A 24,809-nucleotide genomic window follows, 5' to 3' on the forward strand; every position below is an offset into this window, starting at 1 on the left:
CCGAGAGGGCGGGATGCCGTTCGAGATGAGGGTCAAGACGCCGGCGCCCGACGAGGAGACGGCGAGTTAGCCGGCAGGTCGGCATGTCAATCCTGGTCTAACAGAGCCTTATTTAATCCCCGTCCCCTTTTAAACATTGGGAAATCGAGCGTGGCAAGCGGAGGTCTTCGGGGTATAAGACGGCTAATTGTATGCCGCCTTACGAAAGGAACTCTCATGCCCAGCGTTGCCGTTCTCGCCGCCGATGGCTTTGAAACTATTGAATGCCTGACCATGGTCGACGTCATGCGTCGCGGCGGCGTGCGCGCCACGCTCGTCTCGATCATGCCCACACGCGAGGTCGTGAGCTCGCTGCAGATTCCCGTGACCTGCGATGCGCTCTTTGATGAGATCAACTTTGAGGAGTACGACTGCATCGTGCTGCCCGGCGGCCTGCCCGGAGCCACCAACTTGCGCGCCGACCAGCGTGTCTGCGATGTAGTCTGCGAGTTCGCCGCAACCAAGCACGTTGCCGCCATCTGCGCCGCCCCGTTTATCCTGGGCGAGCTTGGTCTGCTCGAGGAGCGCCGCGCCACGTGCTTCCCCGGCTTTGAGAAGAGCTTCCCCGAGGGTGCTTATACCGGCGAGAAGGTCACGCAAGACGGCAACATCATCACTGCCAGCGGCATGGCGCAGTCACTTCCCTTTGCCTTGGAGCTGCTGCGCACACTCGCCGGCGACAAGGCCGTCGAGAAGGTTGCCGAGGGCATCCAGCTATGATTTTGGCTTCGCAATCGCCGCGCCGCATAGAGCTGATGCGCGAGGCGGGCTATGACGTTCGCGTAATTCCCGCAGATATCGACGAAACACCTTTTGATGGCGAAGCTCCGCTTACGCTTGTCGAACGCTTGGCACGCGCCAAAGCCGCTGCCGTTGCCTCCGAGCATGCCGAACCCAACGAACTGACTGTCGCAGCCGATACCATTGTCACCTTTGACGGGCAAATTTTGGGCAAGCCGGCAGACGAAGACGAGGCACGCACCATGCTCCGCGAGCTTTCGGGCCGCACGCACCAGGTGGCAACCGGCGTCTGTATCGTTAAAGCCGGCGACGCTGCAGCTCCACATGCCGCCGAAAGTCTGTCGTTTGTCGATGTGACCGACGTGACGTTCTACGAGCTTACCGAGGAGCAGATCGGGCACTATGTTGCCTCCGGCGAACCCATGGACAAGGCCGGAGCCTACGGTATCCAGGGCACAGGCGGCCGCATGCTCGTGCATGACATTTCGGGCGACTTCTACAACGTGGTGGGCTTACCCATCGCTCGCGTCGCACGCGCGATTCAAAAACTCTCGTAATTGCATCTGGCGCTGGGTATCCCCCGGCGCCTACAATTTTGCCGTACCGTACGGATCCCGACCGAGCATAAGGCCCGGCGGAAAACCGATAGGAGAAAACATGGACACCCTGCTCCAAGCCATTGACGTTTGCGATGTCGATGGCTTTTGCTTTGGCAACTATACAGACGAGGAGGCCGGCACCGGCTGCACCGTAATCGTGGCGCCCGAGGGCGCCACCGGCGGCGTTGACGTGCGTGGTGGTGCTCCCGCTTCGCGCGAGACCGATCTGCTGCGTCCCGAGAACACCGTCGATAAGGTCCACGCCGTCTGCCTTTCGGGCGGTTCGGCCTTTGGTCTCGAAGCGGCAAGCGGCGTGGCCCGCGAACTCGAGAGCCGCGGCATCGGCCTGCCCGTCGGCCCCACGCAGGTGCCCATCGTGTGTTCCAGCTGCATCTTCGACCTCGCCTTTGGCGATCCCACCGTGCGTCCCGACATTGACGCCGGTATCGCCGCCGTGCGCGAGGCGCTCGACCATACCCCCACCACACTCGAGCAGGGCAATGTAGGTGCCGGCACCGGCGCCACCGTAGGCAAGCTCATGGGGCCCGCCACCTGCATGAAGGCTGGCCTTGGAGCTGCTGCCGTGACACTCGGCACCGTCAAGGTGGGCGCCGTGGTCTCGGTCAACGCCTGTGGCAACGTGGTCGACCCGACCACCGGCGAGTGGGTGGCCGGCATGCGCGCCGCAGCCGATAGCGACCAGATCGTCGACATGGAGCTCGCCGCCCTTGCCGCCGCCGGCTCTATGAAAATGCCACTCGACCGCACCAACACCACCATCAGCTGCATCGTCACCAACGTGGAGCTCACTAAGGCCCAGGCCACCAAGGTCTCCCAGATGGCCGCAGACGCCTATGCACACGCCATCCGCCCCACACACACCACCAACGACGGTGACACCATCTACACCCTTGCCAGCGGCAAGCTGGGCAGCCAGGCAAGCGCCGCCGTTCCCCTAGACCTGCTGGGCATGCTCGCCGTAAGGGCCCTGGAAACCGCCATCGTAAACGGAGCCAAAACCGCCAAAACATCCCACGGCATCCCCGGCGCCGCGAAGTAATCTCGCTCGACCGTCGGTCGGAGGCGGGCGGGCGTTACGTTTGCTGCTCTACAGTCCTATGCAAGACGAAGGCCACATTTAGTGGCCTTCTTTGCATGCGGAACTCGCGACAAACGTAACGCCCGCCCGTCTCCGACCGACTACCAACTAAAACTTTTCAGCCCAGGCCCCTGTGTACCGCGCGTCCAAGATCTTCAAATTCAGGCAGCCTGACAATCGATTCTTATAGCAAAGGCCCCTTGGCCTTTAGTTTGATACAAGTTCCGCACGAGCCGGAAAGCACTTAATGTGCTTTCCGTGCGAGCAGGACTGTTCGCAGTAGCAAACTAAAGGCCAAGGGGCCCAGTCAACCTATCAGCAGCGATTACTCAACAGCTAGTTGAATTTGAAGATCTTTGAGGCAAGACGGTATAGGCCGAGTGTGGTTTTGTCTCCAGCCCGCCCGTGCAGGTTGGTAAAGAAGCCGACCACACCGTAGCGTGCACGACGATACATACGCTCGTCGTAGGCCTTCAAATCACTCCACAATGTCGTCAGGCGCTCGTCGGCGCAATCCTCATCGGAAAGCTTGGTTAGCACCGAACAAATTGCCATCATCATGGTGAAATAGCCCATCATGTACGCGCGCAGACGTGACGACTCGACATCGCTGTACAGATGGAACGCCTCCATCATAATGCGCGTCACGCGAAACTGCTGGTCCAGACGTTTGACCATCGTGGCCTCGTTGACGCTCTGGCCCTCGCGACCGATAAAGTAACGATAGAGGTCGATGTCGGCGTAGTACATGGTCTTGCAGCGCGGCAGCGGCACATAGGCGTAGATATTGTCTACATAGAACGTGTGCGGCGGCATAGGCAGATTGGACGCGCGCAGCACATCCGTGCGATAACACAGGCTGTGCATGAGCAAATTCTGGTCCGGGCGGAAATGGCCAATCTGGTCCCAGGTAAAGATCTTTTTGCGCGGCAGGGCAAACTTGTAACCAATAGCGGTATGCGTACCCTCATAAACCTTCTCGTACACATAGTTCGAGATAAACAGATCGACGCGCTGGTCGCGCTCCTCAAAGCCACGCAGAATCGAAAGCATGGTCGAAAGCGCCGCACCGTCGAGCCAGTCGTCCGAGTCGACGACCTTGTAGTAGGTGCCCTGCGCCTCGCGCAGGCCCGAGAGGACGGCCATGCCGTGGCCGCCGTTCTCCTGATGCACCGCGCGGATGATACCGGGGTAACGCGCCTCCCACTCATCGGCCTTAGCTGCCGTCTCGTCCTTGGAACCGTCATCGACGATGATGATCTCGATATCGGTGGCGTAATTGCTCCCCTCCAGAATGGAGGTGATGCAATGGTCCATGTCCTTGGCGGCGTTATACGAGGGAATACCGAATGATATGACTTTATGCATGGCAGGCGATAATCTCATCCGAAAGATCGAGGGCAGAGTTGGTCACGGCATCCATATCGTAGTAACGATACTCGGCCAGGCGACCCACCGGGTGGAAGTTCGTCAGGTTCTGGACGCGCTCAAGATAGCGCTCATAGAGCTCGCGGTTCTCGGGCTCCAGAATGGCGTAATAGGGCGTCTCACCCGAGCCGGGCGTATAGGCCTTGGAATACTCCTTCATGATGGTGGTCTTGCCGGGCAGGACCTGACCAGTCATGTTCTTGAACTCGGTGATACGCGTGTAATCCTCGCTCGTGGTGTAATTGACGGTGCCCACGGGCTGGAACTGGTCCATATCGAGCGTCTCGAACTTCATGTCGAGCGTACGGTACGGCAGAGCGCCCAAGTCGAGGTTGAACAGCTCGTCGAGCGGACCGGTGTAGACGATCTCGCCGCCATAGACCTTGCCGTCGATCTTGACGGTGGTCTCGTCAATCTCAAAGAGGTCGCGGGCGTCCACGTCGCAGAACACATCAATCAGATCGTGGTCGAGCATATGCTCGAACAACGCGGTATAGCCGTCCTGCGGCATGCCCTGGAAGGGGGCCTGCGGGAAATAGCGGTCATCGTCGCCCACAAAGACGGGAACGCGGCCGGTGATCGAGGGATCGATCTGGTCGGGCGTCTGGCCCCACTGCTTCATGGTGTAATGCAAAAAGACGTTCTCGTAGACGTAATCGGCGACCTCGGCAAGATCCGGGTCGTTCTTCTTGCGCAGCTCCATGATGGGCACCTTGACGTCCTTGCCAAAGGTCTCCACGAGCTTCTGATACAGCTCCTCGCCGCGCTCATCGCCAAAGGCGAGCTTGAGGCTCGCGTGGTTAAAGGGCACGGGCATAAGGGTGCCGTTGATGTTGGCGAGCACCTTGTGCTGGTAGTCCGTCCACTTGGTAAAGCGCGACAGAAAATTGTGGACGCGCTCGTTAAAGGTATGGTAAATGTGCGGACCATACTCGTGGACCAGGATCCCGGCCTCATCAAAGCAGTCGTGAGCATTGCCCGCAATGTGGCCACGGCGCTCCAAAACGGCAACGCGATAGCCGATGGTCTCGGCAAGACGGCGGGCACAAACGGCACCGGCATACCCGGCACCGACGACAATCATGTCGTATGCGCCGGCGTTAAAGCCTTCAGGCAGGCCTGAGGTAATCTGCATCGATACTCCTTGTCAAAAGCCACGGGCTCGTTAGCTGGGCTTTTCTCGAACATTCTTCGAGACATATTTATCAGAGCGATTATAGCGCTAATGCGTCCTATAATGAGCTTGCCACACAAGGAAAGCTCAAGCACCACGGCGTACATATTTGAAAGGTAAACCCGCTAGCAGCGGGTTTATTCGTGGACAGCCGGGTGCCTGGAGCTTAGCGAAACGCTTGTAAGGAGTAACATGAGCGATTTCCTAAACCGTATGAAGTCTGCCGCCAAGGCCGACCTTAAGACGATCGTCCTGCCCGAGGGCGAAGATCCGCGCACCATCATCGCAGCTACCAAGATCATCGAGGAGGGCTTGGCAAAGATCGTCATCTTGGGCAACCCCGACGAGATCAACGTTCCCGGCGCTACCGTCATCGACCCGCGCAATGCCGAGAAGCACGAGGAGTACGCGCAGAAGTTTGCCGAGCTCCGCGCCAAGAAGGGCGTCACTATCGAGCAGGCTCGCGCCCAGGTGATGGACGCCACCTACTTTGGCACCATGATGGTCAAGATGGGCGATGCCGATGGCCTGGTCTCCGGCGCCTGCCACTCCACCGCCGACACTCTGCGCCCCGCGCTGCAGATCCTCAAGACCGCCCCGGGCACCAAACTGGTCTCGGCCTTCTTTGTGATGTGCACCGACACCCCGCAGTTCGGCACCGACGGCACGCTGATCTTCGCCGACTGCGGCCTCAACATCAACCCGTCCTCCGATGAGCTCTCCGAGATCGCCATCGCCTCCGCTCACTCCTGGTCCACCTTCATGGGCAACGTTGAACCGCACGTGGCTATGCTCTCCTACTCCACTATGGGTTCCGCCGGCGGCGAGGTCGCCAAGAAGGTCCAGGAGGCCGTGAAGTTCTGCAAGGAGAAGGCCCCCGAGCTCGCCATCGATGGCGACCTGCAGCTCGACGCCGCCATCGTCCCCAACGTCGCCCAGCTCAAGGCTCCCGGCTCCTCCGTTGCCGGCAAGGCCAACGTGCTCGTGTTTCCCGACCTCGAGGCCGGCAACATCGGCTACAAGCTGGTCCAGCGCTTCGCCGGCGCCGACGCCTACGGCCCCATCCTGCAGGGCATCGCCAAGCCGGTTAACGACCTTTCGCGCGGCTGCTCTGCCGACGACATCGTGGGTGTCGTGGCCATCACCGCCGTCCAGGCTCAGATGGCTGAGTAGCGCACGCACTCGCCCGAAGGCCGTACGGGCTAACCCCTGAAAACGTCCTCGACCAATGAAACGCCCCCGTTCTGCTCCTCCGGAGCTACGAACGGGGGCGTTTCTGGTCTGCGGATTGTTTTCAGGGGTTAGCCCGTACGGCCTTCTACCGCCACGTAGCATTCAGGGGATCTGGGGTGGACGGCGGCTTGGCTACGAGCTGGGGCTGAGAAACTGAATGGATGGGTGCCGTTGCTGGGGGGCAAACGATGCGGATATGGTCACTTTGGATTTGAAAGGCTGATAGGGCCTCGGCGGTTGTTGTGCCGGAAAGCGTGTCCCGGTTTGAAGGCGGATTGTGGGATGTAGCTTCCACTTGGGGGCTGTTTGGGAAACTGCGGGACGGAATTTTGCTTTGTTGTGGGTCGCATTTTCCGCAACGTGCCTCAACCGGAAAGTGTGTCCCAAAATCCGCGTTCAAAATGGAATGGGGTTTCCGCCGTCCACCTTCCAAAAAAAGCCTCCCGAACTGTTGCTCAGGAGGCCTTTCGTTTACTTGCAAATGAGCGCGTTAGTTGTTCTTGGTCAGACGCTCGACGTCGTGGGCAATCATGTATTCCTCGTCGGTGGGGATGACCATGACCGTGACGGCGGAACCGGCGGCGCTGATGACCTGCGGGCCGTTGCCCACGGCCTCGCGGTTCTTGTTGTTGTCGATGCGCACGCCCAGCCACTCAAAGCAGTCGCAGAAGGCCTTGCGGATCGACCAGTCGTTCTCGCCGATGCCGGCGGTAAAGGTGATGGTGTCCACGCCCGCCATGGATGCGATCATGGAACCGGCCTGCTGCATGGCCTTGTAGGCGAACATGTCGAAGGCGAGCAGGCAGCGCTCGTCGCCCTCGGAGGCGCGTGTACGGATGTCGCGGGCGTCGTTGGAGATACCCGAGATGGCAAGCAGACCAGACTGCTTGTTCATCATGTCATCGACTTCCTGATAGCTGTAGCCGCCCTCGCGTTGGAGGTAGCACACGGTGGCCGGGTCAATGGAACCACAACGGGTGCCCATCATCAGGCCATCGAGCGGCGTGAGGCCCATCGTGGTGTCGCGGCACACGCCGTCCTCGATGGCGGCGAGCGAAGCACCGTTGCCCAGATGGCACGAAAGCAGGCGGTGGCAGCGCGAACCCAGGATCTCCTTGGCCATCATCCACTCATAGCGGTGGCTTGTACCGTGGGCGCCGTACTTGCGCACGTGGTACTTGTCGCACACGTCCTTGGGCAGCGCGTAGGTGTAGGCGACCTCGGGCATGGTCATGTGGAACGAGGTGTCGAAGACGGCCACGTTGGGCAGCTCCGGATACTTCTCGCGGCAATACTCAATCGCCGCGGCCTCGCCGTAGTTGTGCAGCGGGGCGAGCGGTGCCACCTCAAGAATCTTGGCCATAACCTCGTCGTCAACGACTGCGGAATCATCGAAGTGCCAGCCGCCCTGAACGATACGATGCCCAATGCCATCAATCGTAAAGTCGGTCTTCTCAAGCTCCTCGAGCACACGAGCGATAGCAGAGCGATGATCGGGGAAAGGAACCTCCTCGGTCTGCTTGGCGCCACCGTTCTCGGAGTGGCCAAAGATGCCCATGTCCGATCCGATACGCTCGCAGTTGCCCTTGGCGAAAACCTTGCGGGTATCGGTATCCAAAAGCTGATATTTAAGGCTTGAGCTGCCGGCGTTGACAACAAGTACGTTCATGAGACTCCTTTGCAGTGCAATACGGTCGACGCAGACCCCTTAAGGCGGCCGCATGTTAATAAGAAGTTATCATATCTTGATAAATAGCTATCAGCATATCGCCCAACGGGCGCAAAAGAAGGGCCGAACGGCGCTCGGTCGTCCAGCCCTCCCCTCTTGCAATTACTTGCCGTTGACGATGCGCTCAACGTCGGAAGCGATCATGAACTCCTCGTCCGTGGGGATGACGAAGATCTTGACCTTGGAATCCTTGGCGGACAGGCACCAAGCGCCGTCGCCACGCAGGGCGTTGCGGGCATGGTCCATCTTGACGCCCATAAAGGCCAGACGATCGGCCACGCCGGCGCGGACAGCCGGAGCGTGCTCGCCGATGCCGGCGGTAAAGACCAGGGTGTCCATACCGCACATGGAAGTGGCCATCTCGGCAGCCTTGGCGGCAATCTTGTAGACGAACATATCGAAGGCGAGCTGAGCCTCGGGGTCACCAGCAGCGGCGAGCTCCTCGACGTTGCGGCAGTCGTTGGTCTTGCCGCCGGTCACAGCCAAAAGGCCGGACTTCTTGTTCATCATCTCATCGACCTCGTCGAAGGTGTAGCCGCCCTCGCGCTGCAGGTAGCACACGGTAGCAGGGTCGATGGAGCCGCAGCGGGTGCCCATCATGACACCGTCGAGCGGCGTCAAGCCCATGGTGGTGTCCATGCACTTACCGTCCTCGATGGCGCACAGGGAAGCGCCGGAACCGATGTGGCACACGACGACCTTGCGAGCCTCGCCGTTGGTCATCTCGGCAACCTTCTTGGAGATATAGCGGTAGCTGGTGCCGTGGGCGCCATACTTACGGATGTGCAGCTTGTCGCAGACGTCCTTGGGCAGGGCGTAGGTCTTGGCGACCTCGGGCATATTGAAGTGGAAAGCAGTGTCGTAGACCGTGACGTTGGGCAGGTCGGGATACTGCTCGAGGCAGTACTCGATAACGTTGGCCTCGGGGTTGTTGTGCAGCGGGGCGAGCGGAGCGACCTCGCGGATCTTGGCGAGGACGTCCTCGTCGACGAGGGAGGAATCGCCGAAGTACCAACCGCCCTGAACGATACGGTGGCCGATGCCCTCGATCTTGACGCCGTTGGCCTCGAGGTCCTTCAGGACGACCTCGATGGCGACCTTGTGGTCGGGGAACTCGATGTTCTCGGTCACCTTCTTGGAACCGTTGGCAGCGTGGGTGAAGGTACCGCCGGTAAAGCAGACGCGCTCGCAGGAGCCCTTCGCGGACACCTTATGGGACTTGGTATCGATGACCTGATACTTAAGGGTCGAAGATCCTGCGTTGACGACCAGAACGTTCATGTGTCTCCCTACTAACAGGCGGTGTGGTGCCGCCAGGTTACATACGCTTCAATAATAAACCCAAACGCCCTCGCGCTCGGGTTTATTGCGTTGATATATAAGTTATCGGTGCCTAAGCTTTCGCCTCATCCCACGGAAGAAGCGCCCTCAGATGAGGTTCTCGCCCAGGTTTTTGCCGCCGAGGACGTGCATGTGGAAGTGCATGACGGTCTGGCCGGCGTTGACGCCCTTGTTGGAGATGACGCGGAAACCGTCCTCCAGACCCTTGGCCTTGGCGACCTCCTGGATAGCGTGAGCCATGGCACCCATGGTCTCGGCCGGTACGTTGTCGGCGATGTCGCTGTAGTGCTTCTTGGGAATCACGAGGGTGTGGACCGGCGCCTGGGGATTGAGGTCGTCGAAGGCGATGACCTGATCGTCCTCGTAAACGACGGTCGAGGGGATCTCGTGGTTGGCAATTTTGCAGAAGATGCAATCACACATGGTTGTTCCTTTCTCACAGACCAAGGTAGTCTTTTTGGGACGGGGCTTTTTTGACTACTTTTTCGCAAGCGCAGGCACCTGGCGAGCCGTCGCGCAAGGGTAGTCAAAAAAGCCCCGTCCCAAAAAGACTACCCCAAAGTAGGCTGCGAGGTGGTTAGAACGAAAGGTTGTCGTCGGTGTTGGCGGCTTCGCCGTCGGCGAGCACGTCGTTGCCGTCGACGTCCTTCAGGAGCACCGAGACCTTCTGCTCGGCATCGGACAAGCGGGTACGCAGGCTCTTGAGGAGCTCGACGCCGCGGGTATAGCTCTCGAGCGACTCCTCGAGCTCCATGTCGCCCGACTCCAGGCTGCGGATGATGAGCTCCAGCTCCTGCGAGGCCTGCTTGTACGTAAGCTGCTCGACCGGGGTCTTCTCTGCCATATCTGTTTCCTTTCCTAAGGGTCTATCACTGTGAAACGCGGTCTACTCGACCGCGTTGACGGTTGCTGCCACGTTGCCGTCCGCCATGCGCACGCGAATAGCGTCGCCCGGCTTAAAGGTCTTGGCGCTCGTAGCCACACCGTCCTCGCTGTACGCGATGGAGTAACCGCGGGCAAGCACCTTGAGCGGCGACAAGGCATCGAGCGACGCAGCAGCTCGGCCCAGGTCGGACGCGGGCTTGCTGAGCATCGTGTGTCCCTGATGCTCCAGACGGGAGCTCGCAAGCGTGAGCGCATGGCGCTTGCCATCGAGCCCCGAGGTGCTTGCGATCAAGCGCTCGGGCAGACGCTCGAAGTCGGAGCGGAAGGCCCCAACCGAACGCGTTACAGCGCCGGACAGACGATCGGCCGTCAGGGCAAGCTCGGACTCGCGACGCTCGACCATAAACGTTGGATCGTTGAGGCACGGGCGGCACGCGGCCGCATCGAGCGCATCGCCCAGACGGGCCGTATAGGTATCCCAAGCGCGGCGACCACGCTGATCGAGCATTTCCAGATCGACCTGATTCGACCCGATCATCGAAGCCATCGCGGCGCCCAGACGCTGATGGCGCGTCTCGAGCACATCTGCCAGCTCCGTCATAGCCGGCGCCACCGATTCTGCCGCCGCCGTGGGCGTGGAGGCGCGACGGTCGCTCACCATGTCGCAGATCGAGGTATCGGGCTCATGCCCAATGCCCGTCACCACAGGCACGGGACAGGCTGCCACCGCACGGGCAAGCTCCTCGTCATTGAAGGTCATGAGGTCCTCGAAGGAACCGCCGCCACGCACCAGCAAAATGCAATCGGGCGCCGGCGTAATGGAAGCGGCGCGACGCAAACCCTCAATGAGCTCTGCCGGCGCACCCTCGCCTTGAACCTTGGCACCCACGCAAACGAGCTCGACGAGTGGGTTGCGACGACGCAATGTGCGCTTGACGTCATCGATTACGGCACCCGAAAGCGAGGTGACGACCGCCACACGCGAGCAGAACACCGGGATGCGGCGCTTGCGCGCTTCGTCCATCAGGCCCTCGCGGCTCAGCTTTTCGGCCAGTTGCGCCACTTGTTGACGCAGCAGACCCTCCCCCGCCAGCGAAAACGAGCGGGCGACAAAACTCATGCGGCCCGTGGGCTTATAGAGATTGAAGCTACCCTTAAAGCTCACCTGCATGCCGTCGCGCAGATCGAACGTGCGCTTGAGATAGGCACCCTTCCAAATGATGCAGTCAACGGCGGCCGAATCGTCCTTAATCTGGAAGTAGCAGTGGCCGCTTCGGGCATTGGGGCCACGGAAGCCCGTGACCTCGCCCAAGACACTCAGCTGCGGAATAGCATCGAGTGCACCGGCGGCGATCTCCACCGCCTGGCTCACGCTGAGTTCCTTGCGCTCCCGATCGCCCGAGCCGTCAAACTCGGCGGAAACAGCATTGCCGGTTAGATTCCAGCCTGCCACGCAGCCTCCTTTCGTTATCGTGCACAAAGGCTCCAGCCCTGCGCAAATTCAAGTCCAACACATAGTACAGCGCCGCGGGGACACAAATCCCCGCGGCGCCTGTCAAGCCAATTTGTTATCGGTTGGAGTTTCTGTTGTAGCGAGCCATCAGGTAGAGCAGCTGAATGATCGAGGTGAGCGCTGCGGCAACATAGGTAAGCGCGGCTGCCGTCAGGACCTTCTTGGCACCGTTGACCTGCTTGGAGCTCATCCCCGACTGCTCGATGTACGCCACGGCGCGGCGGCTGGCATCAATCTCGACCGGCAGCGTAACCAGCTGGAACAACACACTAAACGAGAAGAAGATCAGCGCGAGGGTCGTGAGTCCCGCGATGTTCATGAACAGGCCCATGAGTAGCACGATGGTCCAGGTGTTCTGGGTAAAGTTGACGACCGGGACCAGGGCAGTGCGCACCTTCATCATGGCATAGCCGCTTTGGCGCTGGGCGGCGTGGCCCGCCTCGTGGCAAGCGACGGCAACGCTTGCGACCGATCCGCCCGAACGGTTGGCATCCGAGAGATACAGGTTGTTATCCTGCGGGTTGTAATGGTCGGTGAGCTCACCGGCGACGCCTTTGATACCCACGGCATTGCAACCGCTGGCGTCGAGCATGCGGCGCGCGACCGCAGCGCCCGTGTCGCCGTCCGAGCGAACCTTGGACCAGGTTTTATACGTCGAGTTGATATAGCTCTGCGCGGCAAGACCGAGCACCGTACAAACAAGGACGACCAGCAGGTACAGCGGGTCGATGCCAAAGCCATAACCATAGTAATAGGGCATGCGAATTCCTCCGAATCGAGTTACACGTTGGAGGCATTCTACCCATTCGACTGACCAGCAAATCAACATCGATGTTTTGGCAATGTCAGCGAAAACGGCCGAGAGCGAGCAAGGTGACGTGAAAGAGAAGCGACGCGTACTTTGGTACGCGAGCGACGATTGAACGTCAGATTGCCGCTCTCGGCCGTTTGCAGCGTCGAGTTGTTACGCGGTTTGGTAAAACCGCGTAACCATATACCTACAGGAGCTCGATTTTGCCGTCCTTCACCGTCAACCCCATGTTGCCCGAGAGCAGATCGTCCAGGCGCGAGCCCACAAGCTCAAAGCGCCAACCTTCGCGCAAAGGGCTCTGCTCGGGATGCTCAATATAGTCGGCTAGGTCATCGCGCGAGGCAATGACCGAGGTCGCCACGCCCGAACGCTCGGCAACCAGGCGAATGAGCGCGTACATGAGATCCGTCACGCTCTCCAGCTCCGGAGAGATCTGGCGATGTCCGCGCACCATGAGCGGCAGGCGATCGTGCGGGCAGCTCGCGCCGCGTTTGATGGCCATGAGCGCGCCGTCCACATCGCGCTCCCCCAGTTGATCGGTGCCGCGGATGCTGCGGAACTCCTCAACGCGCACAGGATTGCGCTTGACGAGCGCCAGCAGCGTATCGTCGGACATGACCCACTTGCGCGGGATGTTGCGGCGCTCGGCGCGGTCCTCGCGCCAGGCGGCAAGCTCGCGCGCAATGCCCAGCTGATGGCGGCTACACGAGTTGATGCGCTTGACCTTGCGGAATGCCTCATGCCGGTCGGCGCGGTAGTGCGACTCGTCGGCCAGCGGGCGCAACTCGTCGAGCACCCAGTCCACGCGGCCCAGCTCGCGCAGGCGGCTCATCATCTCGGTATAGGCGACGATCAGATACTTGACGTCATCGATCGCGTACTCAATTTGCTTATCGCTCAGCGGGCGGCGCGACCAATCGGTCAGCGACTCGGTCTTGGGCAGCGATACGCCGCAGAACGTCTGAACGAGCGCGCCGTAGGAAATCTGCTGGCGCTCGCCCAAAAAGGCGGCGGCGACCTGCGTGTCAAAAATCGGTCGCGGCAGCGCGCCCACGGTGTGGAGCATGACCTCCATATCCTGCGAGCAGGCGTGGAAGACCTTGACCACGCTCTCGTCGGCCATAAGCTCGGCCAGCGGCGATAAGTCGTCGATCACCAAAGGATCGACCGCGACGCTCTCGGCAGGGGTGGCAATCTGAACCAGGCACAGGCGCGGATGAAACGTGCGCTCGCGCAAAAACTCGGTATCGACGGCAATCGCGTCGAACTCACGAGCGCGCTGACAAAAGTCGAGTAGAGCCTGATGTGTGGAAATGTACATATCAACCCATCGAATAAGGTTAGGCCCGAAAAACACGGGTAGGATATCGGCATTGCCCTACAACTATACTCGGTTAGTCACAGAACGGGAACGTAAGTATGCGCTGCCTTATCATCCACAACCCGGCATCGGGTCCCAGCTCCGATGAAATCTACGCATTCACGCACGCTCTTGCACAGGGCGGCGACGAGGTCGTAATGCGCTTTATCGGCGATGGCATGGAGCCCGAGGACGCGGTAGCGGACGTTCGTGAGTTCGACCGCGTAGTCGTTTCGGGCGGCGACGGCACCGTCTCCAACGTGCTCGACCAGATGCGCGGGTGCGGTGTCCCTACGCTCATCTTCCCCTCCGGCACGGCCTGCCTGTTCTTTAACAACATCGGTAATGCCCCCGAGGCGGCGGCGCTTGCCAAGGCTTGCCGCGCCGGCCGCACGGTCAAGGTGGACATGGGTGAGCTCTTTTGGATCGACGAGAACGGTAACGAGAAGCGCCACGGCTTTATCATCATCGCCGGCTCGGGCTTCGACGCCGAGATCATGATGAAGGCCGCCCCCACCAAAAACGACATTGGCGAGATCGCCTACTTCCTCTCCGCGCTCGCCACGCCCAACCCCACGGTGGCGCACTTTACCATTGAACACGACGGCATGGTCGAGGAGCTCGACGGCATCTGCTGCATGGCGGGCAATACCTCAGTCATCCAAAACGACATCAACCTGTTCCCCAACTGCCGCATGAACGACGGCATGGTCGACATCGTCGTTATTGAACCCGTGCGCACGGTGCAGCTGCTCCCCACGGTGATCACCGCCGCGCTCGACCCCGCCGGCAAGGTGCTCGGCCGCCCGCAGTTTAAGATTATCCAGACCAAGGAAGCCAAGATTACCTGCACGCCGTCGCTGGGTATGCAGTTCGATGGCGAGATCATCTCCAGCAACTCCGGTGTCTTTGGCGCCCGCGCGCTTCCGCAATGCCTCGACCTCATCGTCGACGAATTCTCACCACTCGGAAAATAGGAGAACCCCGTGAACGACAACCCTATCCTTGGCTTTATCGTCATCGTTCTGGCCCTGCTCGTGGGCTACGCCATCAACCTGATTCACCGCCGAAAGAAGTAAATCCACATTGGTATGATATTCATCCAATCACCGAGGAGAAGTCCAAGGGCAACAACATGGCCGCCATGGGTGTTGGCGCCATCATCATCGGTGTCTGTGGCTTCGTGATCTATCGTCGCAAGAAGGCCTAAGAACCCCACACCTTAAGGCGCGGGCGGGATGGCCAAGGTCGCCCCCCGCTCAGCCCGCCCCTTCGACCGGCGGGAAACGTCGCTGAAATCTTTCAAAAAAGATTCCCCGCAAACACTTTGCTGTGCTATAGTGCAACGCAACAGAAACAAGGTGCGACTGCGCCATGGCATCACGAAAGGAGCCACCAAGATGAAGAACGCGATGAAGTCCCTCAACAACTGGTGGTGGCGTGATGCGAATACGATCGGTCGACAGTGAGTCCCTCACGCCTGTTTTTGCGCTCTAGGTGATTGAAAGGCCTCCGGTTTCGACCGGGGGCCTTTTTCTATCTCGAGCCCGATCGCATTCGCATCACGCGCCTCCGCTTTTCCCTTGCACTCCCCTTCCGAAAGGATTTTCAACATGTCTCAGAACACCACCGCCCAGCCCCGCACCGTCCAGACCACTGACCGCGGCAAACTCGACCTCAAGGCACTCACTCTCTATGCCATCCTCCTCGCCGCCGGTTTCGTCCTCAACATGACCGTCTCCAAGTTCTTTAGCGGCCTCACCGGAGGCTTCCTCTCGCCCGAGTTCATCATCGCGGCTTTCTGCCTCGAGATTCTCATCGTCAAGCCCAACATCGGCCAATCCGCGATTATCGGCCTCCTCGCCGGCGTTGTAATCCAAATCACCGCCTCCGTCAAGGGCCCCGACCTGATCGCCGAGCCCGTCGCCGCCATGGTCATGGCTCTGCTCGTCTCCGTGCTCGCCGACTCCAAGGTCAAGGGCCTGCTCCCGCTCGTCAGCACCTTTGTTGTCACCTTCATCTCCGGCATGATCTACGCGGCGATCTTCTCCTTTGGCGTCATGAACAACCCGGCTTTCATGGGCGTCATGGCTCCTGTCGTCGTCGCCACCGGTGTTGCCAACGCCATCATCGTGACCGCCCTCTACATCCCCATTAAGAAGGCCCTCAAGCTTAACGACTAAGTAGCTGACAGGCCACACGCAGGCACCGCCGTCTTCAACGCCATCCTGGTCCAGGCCCTCAGCATTCCGCTCAAGAAGGTCTTCTCCAAGTAGTAATACTTGCTACCATGTAGACCGCCGGTCGTTTTGCGGCCGGTGCTCTTTTACGATAGAAAGGCCCCCATGAGCTCCAGCAATACCATCATCAAGCTCGATGACGTCTCATTTTCCTATGGGCACGAGGCGCAGAATGCCCTCGATCACGTCTCACTCGCCATCGAAAAGGGTGAGTTTGTGGGCGTCATCGGCCCCTCAGGCGCCGGCAAATCGACGCTTGCCGCCGTTATGAGCGGAGCCATCCCCCACCATTACACCGGCCAGCTCTTTGGAGCCACGCTCGTCGATGACCGCGACACCTGCGAGATCACCCTCACGGATATCTCGCGCGTGGTGGGAAGCGTGCTGCAGGACATCGATGCCCAGATGGTTGCGCCCATCGTTGAAGACGAGATGCTCTTTGGCCTCGAGAACTTTGGCATACCGCACGATCAAATCGAGGAGCGCATCAGCCAGACGCTGACGACCGTCGGCATTAGCGACCTGCGCCACCGCGAGATTGCCACGCTTTCGGGCGGGCAGAAGCAGAAAGTCGCAATCGCCGCGATCATCGCCATGGCGCCCAACGTGCTCGTGCTCGACGAGCCCACGGCAGCGCTCGACCCGGCAAGCTCCACGCTCGTTTTTGACACGCTGCGCCAGATCAACCGCGAACACGGCATCACCGTGGTTGTTATCGAGCAGAAGGTCGCGCTGTTGTCGAAATACTGCAGCCGCGTCCTCGTCATGGCAGATGGCAAGCTCGCGTTTGACGGCGAACCCCACCAGGTCTTTGCCCACGCAAGCGAGCTGCGCCAGATGGGCGTCGACAGTCCCCGCGTCGCGCGCATCGCGAACAGCCTGGCAGAAGTGGGTCTGTTGCCGAGCGATCAGGCGCCCTGTCTCAATGTTTCCGAAGCGCACCAGCTTATCTCGTCCTTACTTGCGGATGCAACGAGCAAGGACGCGCCCGCCGATGTGCCCGAGACCTCTCCCCATATCCCGGCGGTCCCCCGCGGCGTCAATCAGGAGCCAGTAGTCGAACTCACCGATGTGACCTTTGCCTACCCCCATGGCGGTGCCTCGGTCAGCAACCTCAACATGTGCGTCTATCCCGGCGAGCTCGTAGGCATCATCGGCCAGAACGGTGCTGGCAAGACCACGCTCACCAAGCTGTTGAACGGCCTTCTACATCCAGCGTCGGGAACCGTGCGCATGGCGGGGATGAACACCGCCGACGTCCCCACCAGCGCGATCGCTGCAAAATGCGCGACGCTGTTCCAGAACCCCGACCGCCAGCTCTGCCGCGACACCGTACTCGACGAGGTTGCCTTTGGTCTTGAACTGCACGGTGTCGGCACCGACGAGGCCCGCCAGCGTGCACGGGTGGCGGCGGAGCGCTTTGGGCTCCCCTTGGACGAATCGCCGTTCTCGCTTTCGCGCGGACAGCGACAGATGGTCGCCCTAGCGTCCGTGGTTGTGCTCGACCCACAGGTGGTTCTGCTCGATGAGCCCACGAGCGGCCTCGATTACCGCGAGTGCATGACCGTGATGGAGACGGTGAGCGAGATGGCCGAGCGCGGCTGCGCCGTGATCATGGTGTGCCACGACATGGAGGTCGTCTCGGACTTTGCCCAGCGCCTGGTAGTCATGGCAGACGGACGCATCCTCGAGCGCGGCGACGCGAACCGGATCTTCGCCGACGATGCCCTCATGCGCGCCGCCTACGTGGAGCCACCGCAGGTTGTGGCCCTGTCCAAAGAACTCGCGCGCGACGTTTCGCCCCGATTCGCCGGAATCAGTCAGGTCTCCGATCTGGTCGACCTGGTAAAGGAGATGCTCAAGCATGACTAACGTGATCGACTACGTGCCCGGAGACTCACTGCTGCACCGGCTGAACCCCGTGACCAAGCTAGCCCTGGCCGCGTCTATTATCTTTGCGACCTTCCTCGGCGACACTTATGTGCTCCTGATCGCCCTGCTTGTGCTGACTTTTATCTTGGGCATCTACGCCAAATCGACCGCAGGCCTAGTCTCGCTCGTCAAGCTCATGGTGCCGCTCTCACTAATCATGCTGGTCCTGCAGACCGCCTTTATCCGCACCGGAGCCCCCATCTTTGCCTGGATTACCACAGATGGTCTTATCACCGGCACCAAGGCGGCGCTTCGCCTGCTCGGCGTGGCACTGCCGCTCATCCTCATGCTCACCATCACGCAGCTCGGCGATCTCGCTAACGCTTGCGTGGAGGTGCTGCACGTGCCGTACCGCTATGCGTTCACGTTTACCACGGCACTGCGCTTTGTACCGGTCTTTAGCCAGGAGATGAACGCCATCATGGAAGCGCAGACCGCGCGCGGCGTTGAATACGACACCAAGAACCCCCTCAAGAAGATCCAGCTCATGCTACCGCTCTGCGTGCCGCTGCTGGTGAGCTCCGTGGGCAAGACCGATGCCACTGCCCTGGCGGCCGAGCAACGTGGCTTTTATCTGCGTACGCGCGCGAGCTCGTACAAGCGCTATCCCATTAAGGGCATGGACATTGCCATACTTATTGCCAGCATTGCCCTCATCGTCCTCGGATTCTTGTTCTAACCTGCCAAAAAGGGACAGGTTTATTTTGGTCGGTTTTATATGGGCAAATGTCAGTCTCGTCCTTTAAGCTCCAGCACCAAGCAGAAACCGACAAATGCAAAAGGCCTCGGCTCGCACAAACGAGCCGGGGCCTCACTGTTTCCCCAGATAAAACCTACCAAAATAAACCTGTCCCTTTTTGGCAGGTCGAGAGCTACAGGCGGTAGGGGGCGCCGCTGCGGATGATGGACTCGCGTACCAAAACGTCCATGGCGTCGAGGGTGATCTCGGGCATCTCGCGATACTTTTGCAGCACCGAAAGCTCCGTGCAGGCCAGAATGACGCGGTCGCAGCCGCTGCGGGCAAACTCCCACATCACTCGGTCAAACTTATCCATATCGGGCTCGCGTCCTGCCTTCACATCGTCGTAAATAAGCGACATCACATCGGCCTGGCGCTTCTCGCTGGGATAGACGACTTCGACGCCCGCCGTCTCGCACTCGCGACCGTAGACGCCGGCACCCACGGTGCCATCGGTGCCCATGATGCCGATCTTGCGCACCGGCTCGGCCGGCATGCTCAAGTTGGGGTCGAACTCACACTCCCCCATCACCACGCCGGCAAGCGCATAGCGCACCGACTCGCGCGGCATATGGATGATGGGGACCGAGGTAAACGACTGAATCTGATCGTAAAAGTAGTGCGACGTGTTGCAGGGAATGGCAATGTGCGCGCAGCCCAGCGTCTCGAGCGCCTGCGCGCATTCCTTCATGGTCGCCAGCAGCTCGGTATGGTCGCCGGTCTTAATGGCCAGCGTGCGGTCGGGCATGGTCGACTTAGAGAGCACCACCATGTCGATATGTTCCTGATCGCGGGCGGCCGCCGTGTGACGCACCACCTGGTCGTAGTAATACGACGTGGCCTCGGCGCCCATACCGCCGATAACTCCCAGCTTTTCCATCGCCGCCTCCTTGGTGACGCTCGCAGCATTGCGCGTATCATACCCGCGCCCGTCCGATACAAACCGGGCGGGCGCGACGTTCATCCTATTTGTAATACGTCTTAAACAGCTTAAAGTGACGCAGCTTGGTGTGCCACATGCGCAGCCAGCGGTTAAAGACAAAGTCGCCCTTCATAAACGAGGGGTCGGCGGCCTTACCCTCCTTGACCAGGCGATGCGCCTTAGCGCGCAGCTCGGGATCCTTGACGTATTTATCGACCACGCCCATGGGGACAACCATCCACAGCGCCTCGTTCTGCGCCGTCACAAACTCGGGCTCAAACGGGCGGTTGTACACATACTCGTCCACTACGTACTTGGCAACGTTAAAGCCACTGTTGGTGACGTAGTAGTTACTGCGGCCCTGGCGAGTGTTGAAGTCGAAGAACTTAAACGAACCGTCGCGCTCGTCGTATTTGACGTCAAAGTTGGAGAAGCCCGTAAACTTGAGGTCCTCGAGCAACTTGCGCACGCCGCCCATGAGCTCGTCATTGGGCTCGGTGATGATGCAGGCGTGGTTGCCAACGCCGTGAGGCTGGTGCTCCTCGAGCAGCACGTGGCCCAGGCACATCATGCGCACCTTGCCGTTACGGTCGGAATAGCTGGTAAGCACGCGCATGTACTCGTCGTTGCCGGGCACGCGATCCTGCAGGATCAGATCATCGGTGTAGCCACTCGCGTATACATCGCGAATGACCTGCTCCAGCTCGGCGCGATCGGCGATCTCGTAGGCCTTCTTCTGGCCCTCGAACTCGTGCTCCCACCACATGATGCCGTCGGAAGGCTTCAGGATCATCGGGAAGGGAAAATCAATCTGGTCGAGCACTTCGGCAGGAGCCTCGCCCTGGGCGTTGAGCATGGCCATGGTAAAGGTAAACGTATGCGGATAGGGAACACCGTGCTTCTCGCACAGCTCGTAGAAGATTTCCTTCTTCTGGCACTGTTCGAGCATGCTGTAGGGCGCATAGGGCGCGATGACGTTTGAGGCAAGCTGGCCGGCGTCCTGAGCCTGTGCGGCAAGCGCGACATAGTTGTCGCCGCAGCCCATGAGAATAATCTTCTTATCGGGATTGGCCTGCGCGACACCGTTAATGGTCTCGATCATGACCGGCATGGTGTCGATATCCACATTGGGCGTGTAGTCGATAATCTGGCTGCGGTACGCAGGACCGGTCTGGTACTTGCCAAAGACCAGGCTCTTGACCTGATACTCCTCGTAAAAGGCGCGCGCCACCGAATAGGCGTTGATGTCGCCACCGAGCAGCACGGGGATAAACTCGCGCTCTGTAAACTGCAATGCCATGGAAACTTCCTATCTAGAACTGCCCACGACGGGCGGTCTTTATGCAACCTGTTTATTTTAGCGTGCCGGACCGTTTCCTCCTAAAGCTCCACTGTATCTATGACAATCAACGCAATTATCCAGCATGAAGGCCGCACTCACCGCCGTATGACAAACGGCAATGAACCCACCGTTGTTGTAGGGTTCAGCATATTGATACCCCCGAGTGAAAGGCGCACGCGTGCTCCAGGACCTTCCAACCGCCATCGAGCAGTTTGGCCTCGTCTCCGATGCCCACGCCGGGGACAACATCGGGGTAATCAAACTCGGCGACGGCACCTGTTCGTTCACCCCCGCCCAGGCGCTCAACGAAGTAGGGCAAGCTCGCCGCGATGGGACCTTATAGCCACAAACCCCAACGTTGAGATAGCTTTCACAGTCCAAAGCCCGTCCCAAACAGGCCCCCGTAACGTTAAAGTTGAACTCTATGGTTTCTCAACAATTCGATATAACTGCAGGTCAAAGCCAAAGTCTCAAGTTCAACTTGACCCTTTAAAACCTTTAAGGTTCAAGTTGAGGTCGAAAGCAGTAGTAGAATACCTGAGGAACAATAACCTACGATTGATTGCAGAGGGACTGGATGCAGCATTCGAATCATCGCACCGCAGCGCTCATCGCGTCGAAGCCGGCTCGTATCATCACGAGCGCCGCGCTCGCCGTTGCGTTGACGGCCACGCCGATGCTCTCCCCCGTCGCGGCGTATGCCGCCTCGCAGGCAACGCAGGATCAGCTTGCCGCCGCCCAGCAGAAGATCGAAGCCGCCACGAGCGCCTACAACGATGCCCGCACCAAGCTCGGCGATCTGCAGAAGCAGATTGACGCCAACGAGGCAAGTATCGAAAAGATCGAGGCGAAGCTTCCCGATCAGCAGGAAAAGGCATGCACCGCCATGCGCGATCTGTACAAGTACCAGAAGGGCACCAACCCCATCGTGAGCTTCCTGGTCAACGCACAGAGCCTGGGTGAGTTCATCACGACCTGCAAATACACCAACCAGATCACAAGCTCGAGCATCGACGAGATCGAAGAGCTCAATAACATGCAAACCGAACTCGAGCAGAACAAGGCCGAGCTCCAGCAGGCCAAGTCTCAGCTTGAGGCAGAGCAGAAAAACGCCGAGGATGCGCTGGCACAGGCCCAGCAGCTCCGCAGCGAGGCACAGGCAAAAGCCGAGCAGGAAAATGCCGCCGAGCTTGCCAAGCTTGAGGCCGATAAGGCCGCTGCCGCCGAGAAGCTCTCGGGCGAGGGCGTGAGCGGCAGCAATTCCAGCAGCCAGGCCACCAACGCCAACACCACCATCGACACCACGGTGAACAACGCCAACACCGGTAGTTCCGATTACGATTCGTTCATTAATGAGTGGACGAGCCGCATCGACAATTACCTCGCCGGCTCCCCTATGGCAGGCCAGGGCTATAACTTTGCCGTCGCCGCTTGGAATACCGGTGTCGACCCCCGTTGGTCCCCCGCCATCGCCTGCATCGAGAGCACCAAGGGTGCTTATTGCGCCAATTCTTACAACGCCTGGGGCTGGAGTGCACGTGGCGGCGGTTGGCGCAGCTTTGGCAGCTGGAGCGAGGGCATCTTCGCTCACGTTGCCTATCTGGGCGCCAACTACGGCTCCACCCTTACCCCGGCTGCGGCCAAAAAGTACTGCCCACCCACGTGGCAGGACTGGTACAACAAAGTCGCCGCTCAGATGAACCGCATCTAAGTGCAACTGCAAAGGGCCCCAATGGGGCCCTTTTCTTTTAGGTAGCGGAGGTATCGACGACGCCGGTCGCATTGGCAACCGCGACTATGACGATCATGCATAGGAGCAGCACACCCAATGCCTTGAGCCAGAGTTTCGCGAGTTTCTTGCCGCGATAGCTGTCGAGCAGCGCGAATCGCCGACGAAGACGGCGCTTATCGAGCAGCGCAAAATGCGTAAGCGCCATAAGGCCATCGACAAAGAAAAAATACTCGATTATGAGAAGCCACGTCGGGTAGCTTTGGTTTGCTCCCGTGGGTTGAAAGACGGCAAAGTGACTTCCGGCAAAGAACACAAGCAGCGAGAAGCAGACGAGCGTATTCCAAATGCGCCCCAGGGACTCCGGAACGCGAGAGAGCAGACCGCATGCAGCGGAGGTGGCAGGCCTAGGAAGCCTTGCGGGGTTCTGGAGCCCTTGGGGCGTCAACAACGTCTCCGAGGCCGGAGTACGGACAGGCGCAGGCACAGGAGGCCGCACGGGGCGACTCAGATCGTATGCCGCGCGCGTCGCCCGTCCCAACGCTTCCGCACTCGCAAAACGCTTGGCCGGGTCGAGCGCCATCGCCATGCAAACGACATCGGCCAATGGGCCGGGAACGCCGCATGCCTCGCATTGTTCGCGCATGTCCCGACCCGGCTTGGGGTCGGTCCCCGTCAAACAAAAGAACAGCAGGGCACCGAGCGCGTAGACGTCGCTTCGCACGCTCGTCTGCCCAAACCCATACTGCTCGGGCGGCGCATAGGGCCGTGTCCCAAACTTGACAGTATCGGCATCGGCGCCATCGCGCCACACGCGCGCGATCCCCAAGTCGATAATCACCAGCGATGAAAACGTCAGGCCGTCATCAGGCGTATAGTTGGCACCTGCCACGATGATATTCGACGGCTTGAGGTCGCGATGGATCACCGGCGCCGAAGCCTCCCCCGCCATTGCAAAACCGGCATGGAGCTCGCCCACGGCGTCGCAAAGGACAGGATGCAATTCACGCGCATAATCGGGAACGGCTCCCAGACGGTCCACCAGTGCCCCGAGTGTCTCCCCTTCGATGTATTCCATAACCACGTTGAGCTCGTCGCCCGCACGACGACAATCGACGATTCTGGGCAGGTGCTCAAAACGCCTGCCTGCCCGCTGAGCGGCAAACAGACGCTCGTATGCCCCGCCGATTTGAGCCGAAGCATCGATGCGTTTACGGACAAAGGGACCGAGCGAACCACCGCCGGTTCCTTCAAAGTACACGAGCTCGGTTGTTTCAACGGACGAGCGCTTAAGTACACGCTCCACGCGATAGCTGTCGTCGCGATCGAGCGACGCCAGGTGCTCGGCAAGCGCTGCGGTCAGCTCGTCATTGGAATATGTTGGGGTCTGAGTATCCATAGCCTCCATCATAGCGCAGGGCGCAGACACCCCATGGCATCCGCGCCCCGTTCGTTTGCATCGTTGTTCGACAGCTCCGCCGGCTCAGATATCAGCGGCTAATTCACCGTCTCCTCGCCAAAGCGATACAGCTCCTCGTTGACCTTTTGGAGGCTGCACCCGCGATCGATGCAAAAGATGATAATCGCATCGCGGCGGTCCTTGCAGTTAAGGACGCTTACCCCGGCAGCCGTCAGCGCACGGTTGGTCTCTTTGAGCGTCAGCGCCATCGCAAAGGCAATCTGCAGTACCTTATTGCGACTCGGATGACGCGCACCGGTAAAGATCTGATAGCCAAAGGTCTCATTGAGATCGGCCATACGAACCACGCGCGAGCGCTCCAAGCCCTTTTCCTGCAGTAGCTGCTTCAGGTAATCCGAAAGCGACGGGGCGGCAAAGTCGTGCTCCCTGATATAGCCATCGATGTTCGGCGCATCGAGAAGCTCATTGAGCAACTCCTCGGTCAGCTTTTTATCGGGCATACGACTTCACCTCCCATCCGGCGCAACGGTAGC

At 59.9% G+C, this 24,809-nt stretch carries 23 protein-coding genes; 10 read left to right on the forward strand and 13 right to left on the reverse strand.

What is annotated here, in order from left to right; translation table 11 throughout:
- The first annotated feature begins 216 nt into the window (after positions 1–216).
- The 3 genes from ACTQ0H_RS04405 to ACTQ0H_RS04415 all read left to right on the forward strand — a co-directional run bounded on the left by ACTQ0H_RS04405 (position 217) and on the right by ACTQ0H_RS04415 (position 2,439).
- Complete coding sequence (locus ACTQ0H_RS04405) at positions 217–759, forward strand: DJ-1 family glyoxalase III (protein WP_441538069.1); 543 nt, start codon at positions 217–219, stop codon at positions 757–759.
- On the forward strand, positions 756–1,337 hold the full coding sequence (locus ACTQ0H_RS04410) for a Maf family protein (RefSeq protein WP_154517256.1): 582 nt from the start codon (positions 756–758) through the stop codon (positions 1,335–1,337). The genes ACTQ0H_RS04405 and ACTQ0H_RS04410 overlap by 4 nt, the downstream gene beginning before the upstream one ends.
- Positions 1,338–1,437: 100 nt before the next feature.
- A complete protein-coding gene (locus ACTQ0H_RS04415; protein ID WP_441538072.1) occupies positions 1,438–2,439 on the forward strand; it encodes a P1 family peptidase in 1,002 nt (333 codons plus the stop codon).
- A 375-nt stretch (positions 2,440–2,814) separates the two neighbouring features.
- Here ACTQ0H_RS04415 and ACTQ0H_RS04420 read toward each other — a convergent pair whose 3' ends face one another.
- The gene (locus ACTQ0H_RS04420) at positions 2,815–3,846 is read right to left on the reverse strand and encodes a glycosyltransferase family 2 protein (RefSeq protein WP_427748209.1); all 1,032 of its coding nucleotides are present in this window, start codon (positions 3,844–3,846) and stop codon (positions 2,815–2,817) included.
- A complete protein-coding gene (glf, locus tag ACTQ0H_RS04425; protein WP_441538074.1) occupies positions 3,839–5,041 on the reverse strand; it encodes a UDP-galactopyranose mutase in 1,203 nt (400 codons plus the stop codon). Before glf ends, ACTQ0H_RS04420 begins: the two co-directional genes overlap by 8 nt.
- A gap of 231 nt (positions 5,042–5,272) precedes the next feature.
- Between glf and pta the strand changes: the two genes are divergently transcribed.
- On the forward strand, positions 5,273–6,253 hold the full coding sequence (pta, locus tag ACTQ0H_RS04430; protein ID WP_427718446.1) for a phosphate acetyltransferase: 981 nt from the start codon (positions 5,273–5,275) through the stop codon (positions 6,251–6,253).
- A gap of 550 nt (positions 6,254–6,803) precedes the next feature.
- On the opposite strand, the gene ACTQ0H_RS04435 is transcribed toward pta, so the two are convergent.
- The 7 genes from ACTQ0H_RS04435 to rnd all read right to left on the reverse strand — a co-directional run bounded on the left by ACTQ0H_RS04435 (position 6,804) and on the right by rnd (position 13,913).
- Positions 6,804–7,982, reverse strand: coding sequence for an acetate/propionate family kinase (locus ACTQ0H_RS04435; RefSeq protein ID WP_195361193.1), 1,179 nt, complete (start codon positions 7,980–7,982; stop codon positions 6,804–6,806).
- A 162-nt stretch (positions 7,983–8,144) separates the two neighbouring features.
- Positions 8,145–9,323: an acetate/propionate family kinase gene (locus ACTQ0H_RS04440; RefSeq protein WP_006234305.1), complete on the reverse strand. Its 1,179-nt coding sequence runs from the start codon at positions 9,321–9,323 to the stop codon at positions 8,145–8,147.
- 147 nt (positions 9,324–9,470) lie between these two features.
- Positions 9,471–9,806, reverse strand: coding sequence for a histidine triad nucleotide-binding protein (locus tag ACTQ0H_RS04445; protein WP_035137921.1), 336 nt, complete (start codon positions 9,804–9,806; stop codon positions 9,471–9,473).
- 154 nt (positions 9,807–9,960) lie between these two features.
- Positions 9,961–10,227, reverse strand: coding sequence for an exodeoxyribonuclease VII small subunit (gene xseB / locus ACTQ0H_RS04450; RefSeq protein WP_006234311.1), 267 nt, complete (start codon positions 10,225–10,227; stop codon positions 9,961–9,963).
- A gap of 42 nt (positions 10,228–10,269) precedes the next feature.
- Positions 10,270–11,721 (reverse strand): exodeoxyribonuclease VII large subunit, encoded by a 1,452-nt coding sequence (gene xseA, locus ACTQ0H_RS04455; RefSeq protein WP_441538076.1) that lies wholly within the window; start codon positions 11,719–11,721, stop codon positions 10,270–10,272.
- A 115-nt stretch (positions 11,722–11,836) separates the two neighbouring features.
- Positions 11,837–12,541 (reverse strand): zinc metallopeptidase, encoded by a 705-nt coding sequence (locus tag ACTQ0H_RS04460; RefSeq protein ID WP_427727878.1) that lies wholly within the window; start codon positions 12,539–12,541, stop codon positions 11,837–11,839.
- 238 nt (positions 12,542–12,779) lie between these two features.
- Complete coding sequence (gene rnd, locus ACTQ0H_RS04465) at positions 12,780–13,913, reverse strand: ribonuclease D (protein ID WP_154517283.1); 1,134 nt, start codon at positions 13,911–13,913, stop codon at positions 12,780–12,782.
- Between the two features lie 98 nt (positions 13,914–14,011).
- Here rnd and ACTQ0H_RS04470 point away from each other — a divergent pair, with 98 nt between their 5' ends.
- The 4 genes from ACTQ0H_RS04470 (at position 14,012) to ACTQ0H_RS04485 (ending at position 18,803) form a co-directional block, all read left to right on the forward strand.
- On the forward strand, positions 14,012–14,929 hold the full coding sequence (locus ACTQ0H_RS04470; protein WP_427727874.1) for a diacylglycerol/lipid kinase family protein: 918 nt from the start codon (positions 14,012–14,014) through the stop codon (positions 14,927–14,929).
- A gap of 636 nt (positions 14,930–15,565) precedes the next feature.
- Positions 15,566–16,135 (forward strand): tryptophan transporter, encoded by a 570-nt coding sequence (locus tag ACTQ0H_RS04475; RefSeq protein ID WP_427794869.1) that lies wholly within the window; start codon positions 15,566–15,568, stop codon positions 16,133–16,135.
- Between the two features lie 162 nt (positions 16,136–16,297).
- Entirely contained in the window at positions 16,298–18,064 is a 1,767-nt protein-coding gene (locus tag ACTQ0H_RS04480; RefSeq protein WP_441031568.1) for an ABC transporter ATP-binding protein, read from the forward strand.
- Positions 18,057–18,803 (forward strand): energy-coupling factor transporter transmembrane component T family protein, encoded by a 747-nt coding sequence (locus tag ACTQ0H_RS04485; RefSeq protein ID WP_441547859.1) that lies wholly within the window; start codon positions 18,057–18,059, stop codon positions 18,801–18,803. The genes ACTQ0H_RS04480 and ACTQ0H_RS04485 overlap by 8 nt, the downstream gene beginning before the upstream one ends.
- Positions 18,804–18,996: 193 nt before the next feature.
- Here the strand turns inward: ACTQ0H_RS04485 and ACTQ0H_RS04490 are convergent, their stop codons facing one another.
- The gene (locus tag ACTQ0H_RS04490; RefSeq protein ID WP_441547860.1) at positions 18,997–19,743 is read right to left on the reverse strand and encodes an aspartate/glutamate racemase family protein; all 747 of its coding nucleotides are present in this window, start codon (positions 19,741–19,743) and stop codon (positions 18,997–18,999) included.
- Positions 19,744–19,828: 85 nt separating this feature from the next.
- Positions 19,829–21,085, reverse strand: a complete 1,257-nt coding sequence (locus ACTQ0H_RS04495) for a carboxylate--amine ligase (protein WP_154517304.1) — start codon at positions 21,083–21,085, stop codon at positions 19,829–19,831.
- Between the two features lie 220 nt (positions 21,086–21,305).
- Here ACTQ0H_RS04495 and ACTQ0H_RS04500 point away from each other — a divergent pair, with 220 nt between their 5' ends.
- Together ACTQ0H_RS04500 and ACTQ0H_RS04505 are read left to right on the forward strand one after the other, a co-directional pair.
- A complete protein-coding gene (locus ACTQ0H_RS04500) occupies positions 21,306–21,470 on the forward strand; it encodes a hypothetical protein (RefSeq protein WP_441547861.1) in 165 nt (54 codons plus the stop codon).
- A gap of 234 nt (positions 21,471–21,704) precedes the next feature.
- Positions 21,705–22,838: a coiled-coil domain-containing protein gene (locus ACTQ0H_RS04505; protein WP_441031575.1), complete on the forward strand. Its 1,134-nt coding sequence runs from the start codon at positions 21,705–21,707 to the stop codon at positions 22,836–22,838.
- A gap of 37 nt (positions 22,839–22,875) precedes the next feature.
- Here ACTQ0H_RS04505 and ACTQ0H_RS04510 read toward each other — a convergent pair whose 3' ends face one another.
- Both ACTQ0H_RS04510 and ACTQ0H_RS04515 read right to left on the reverse strand, forming a co-directional pair.
- The gene (locus ACTQ0H_RS04510) at positions 22,876–24,255 is read right to left on the reverse strand and encodes a serine/threonine protein kinase (RefSeq protein ID WP_441547862.1); all 1,380 of its coding nucleotides are present in this window, start codon (positions 24,253–24,255) and stop codon (positions 22,876–22,878) included.
- A gap of 98 nt (positions 24,256–24,353) precedes the next feature.
- Positions 24,354–24,776: an XRE family transcriptional regulator gene (locus tag ACTQ0H_RS04515; RefSeq protein ID WP_154517313.1), complete on the reverse strand. Its 423-nt coding sequence runs from the start codon at positions 24,774–24,776 to the stop codon at positions 24,354–24,356.
- Positions 24,777–24,809 lie beyond the last annotated feature (33 nt).

Origin of the sequence: Collinsella sp. LCP21S3_A3, from assembly GCF_052118905.1 — a bacterium.
Lineage (GTDB): Bacteria > Actinomycetota > Coriobacteriia > Coriobacteriales > Coriobacteriaceae > Collinsella.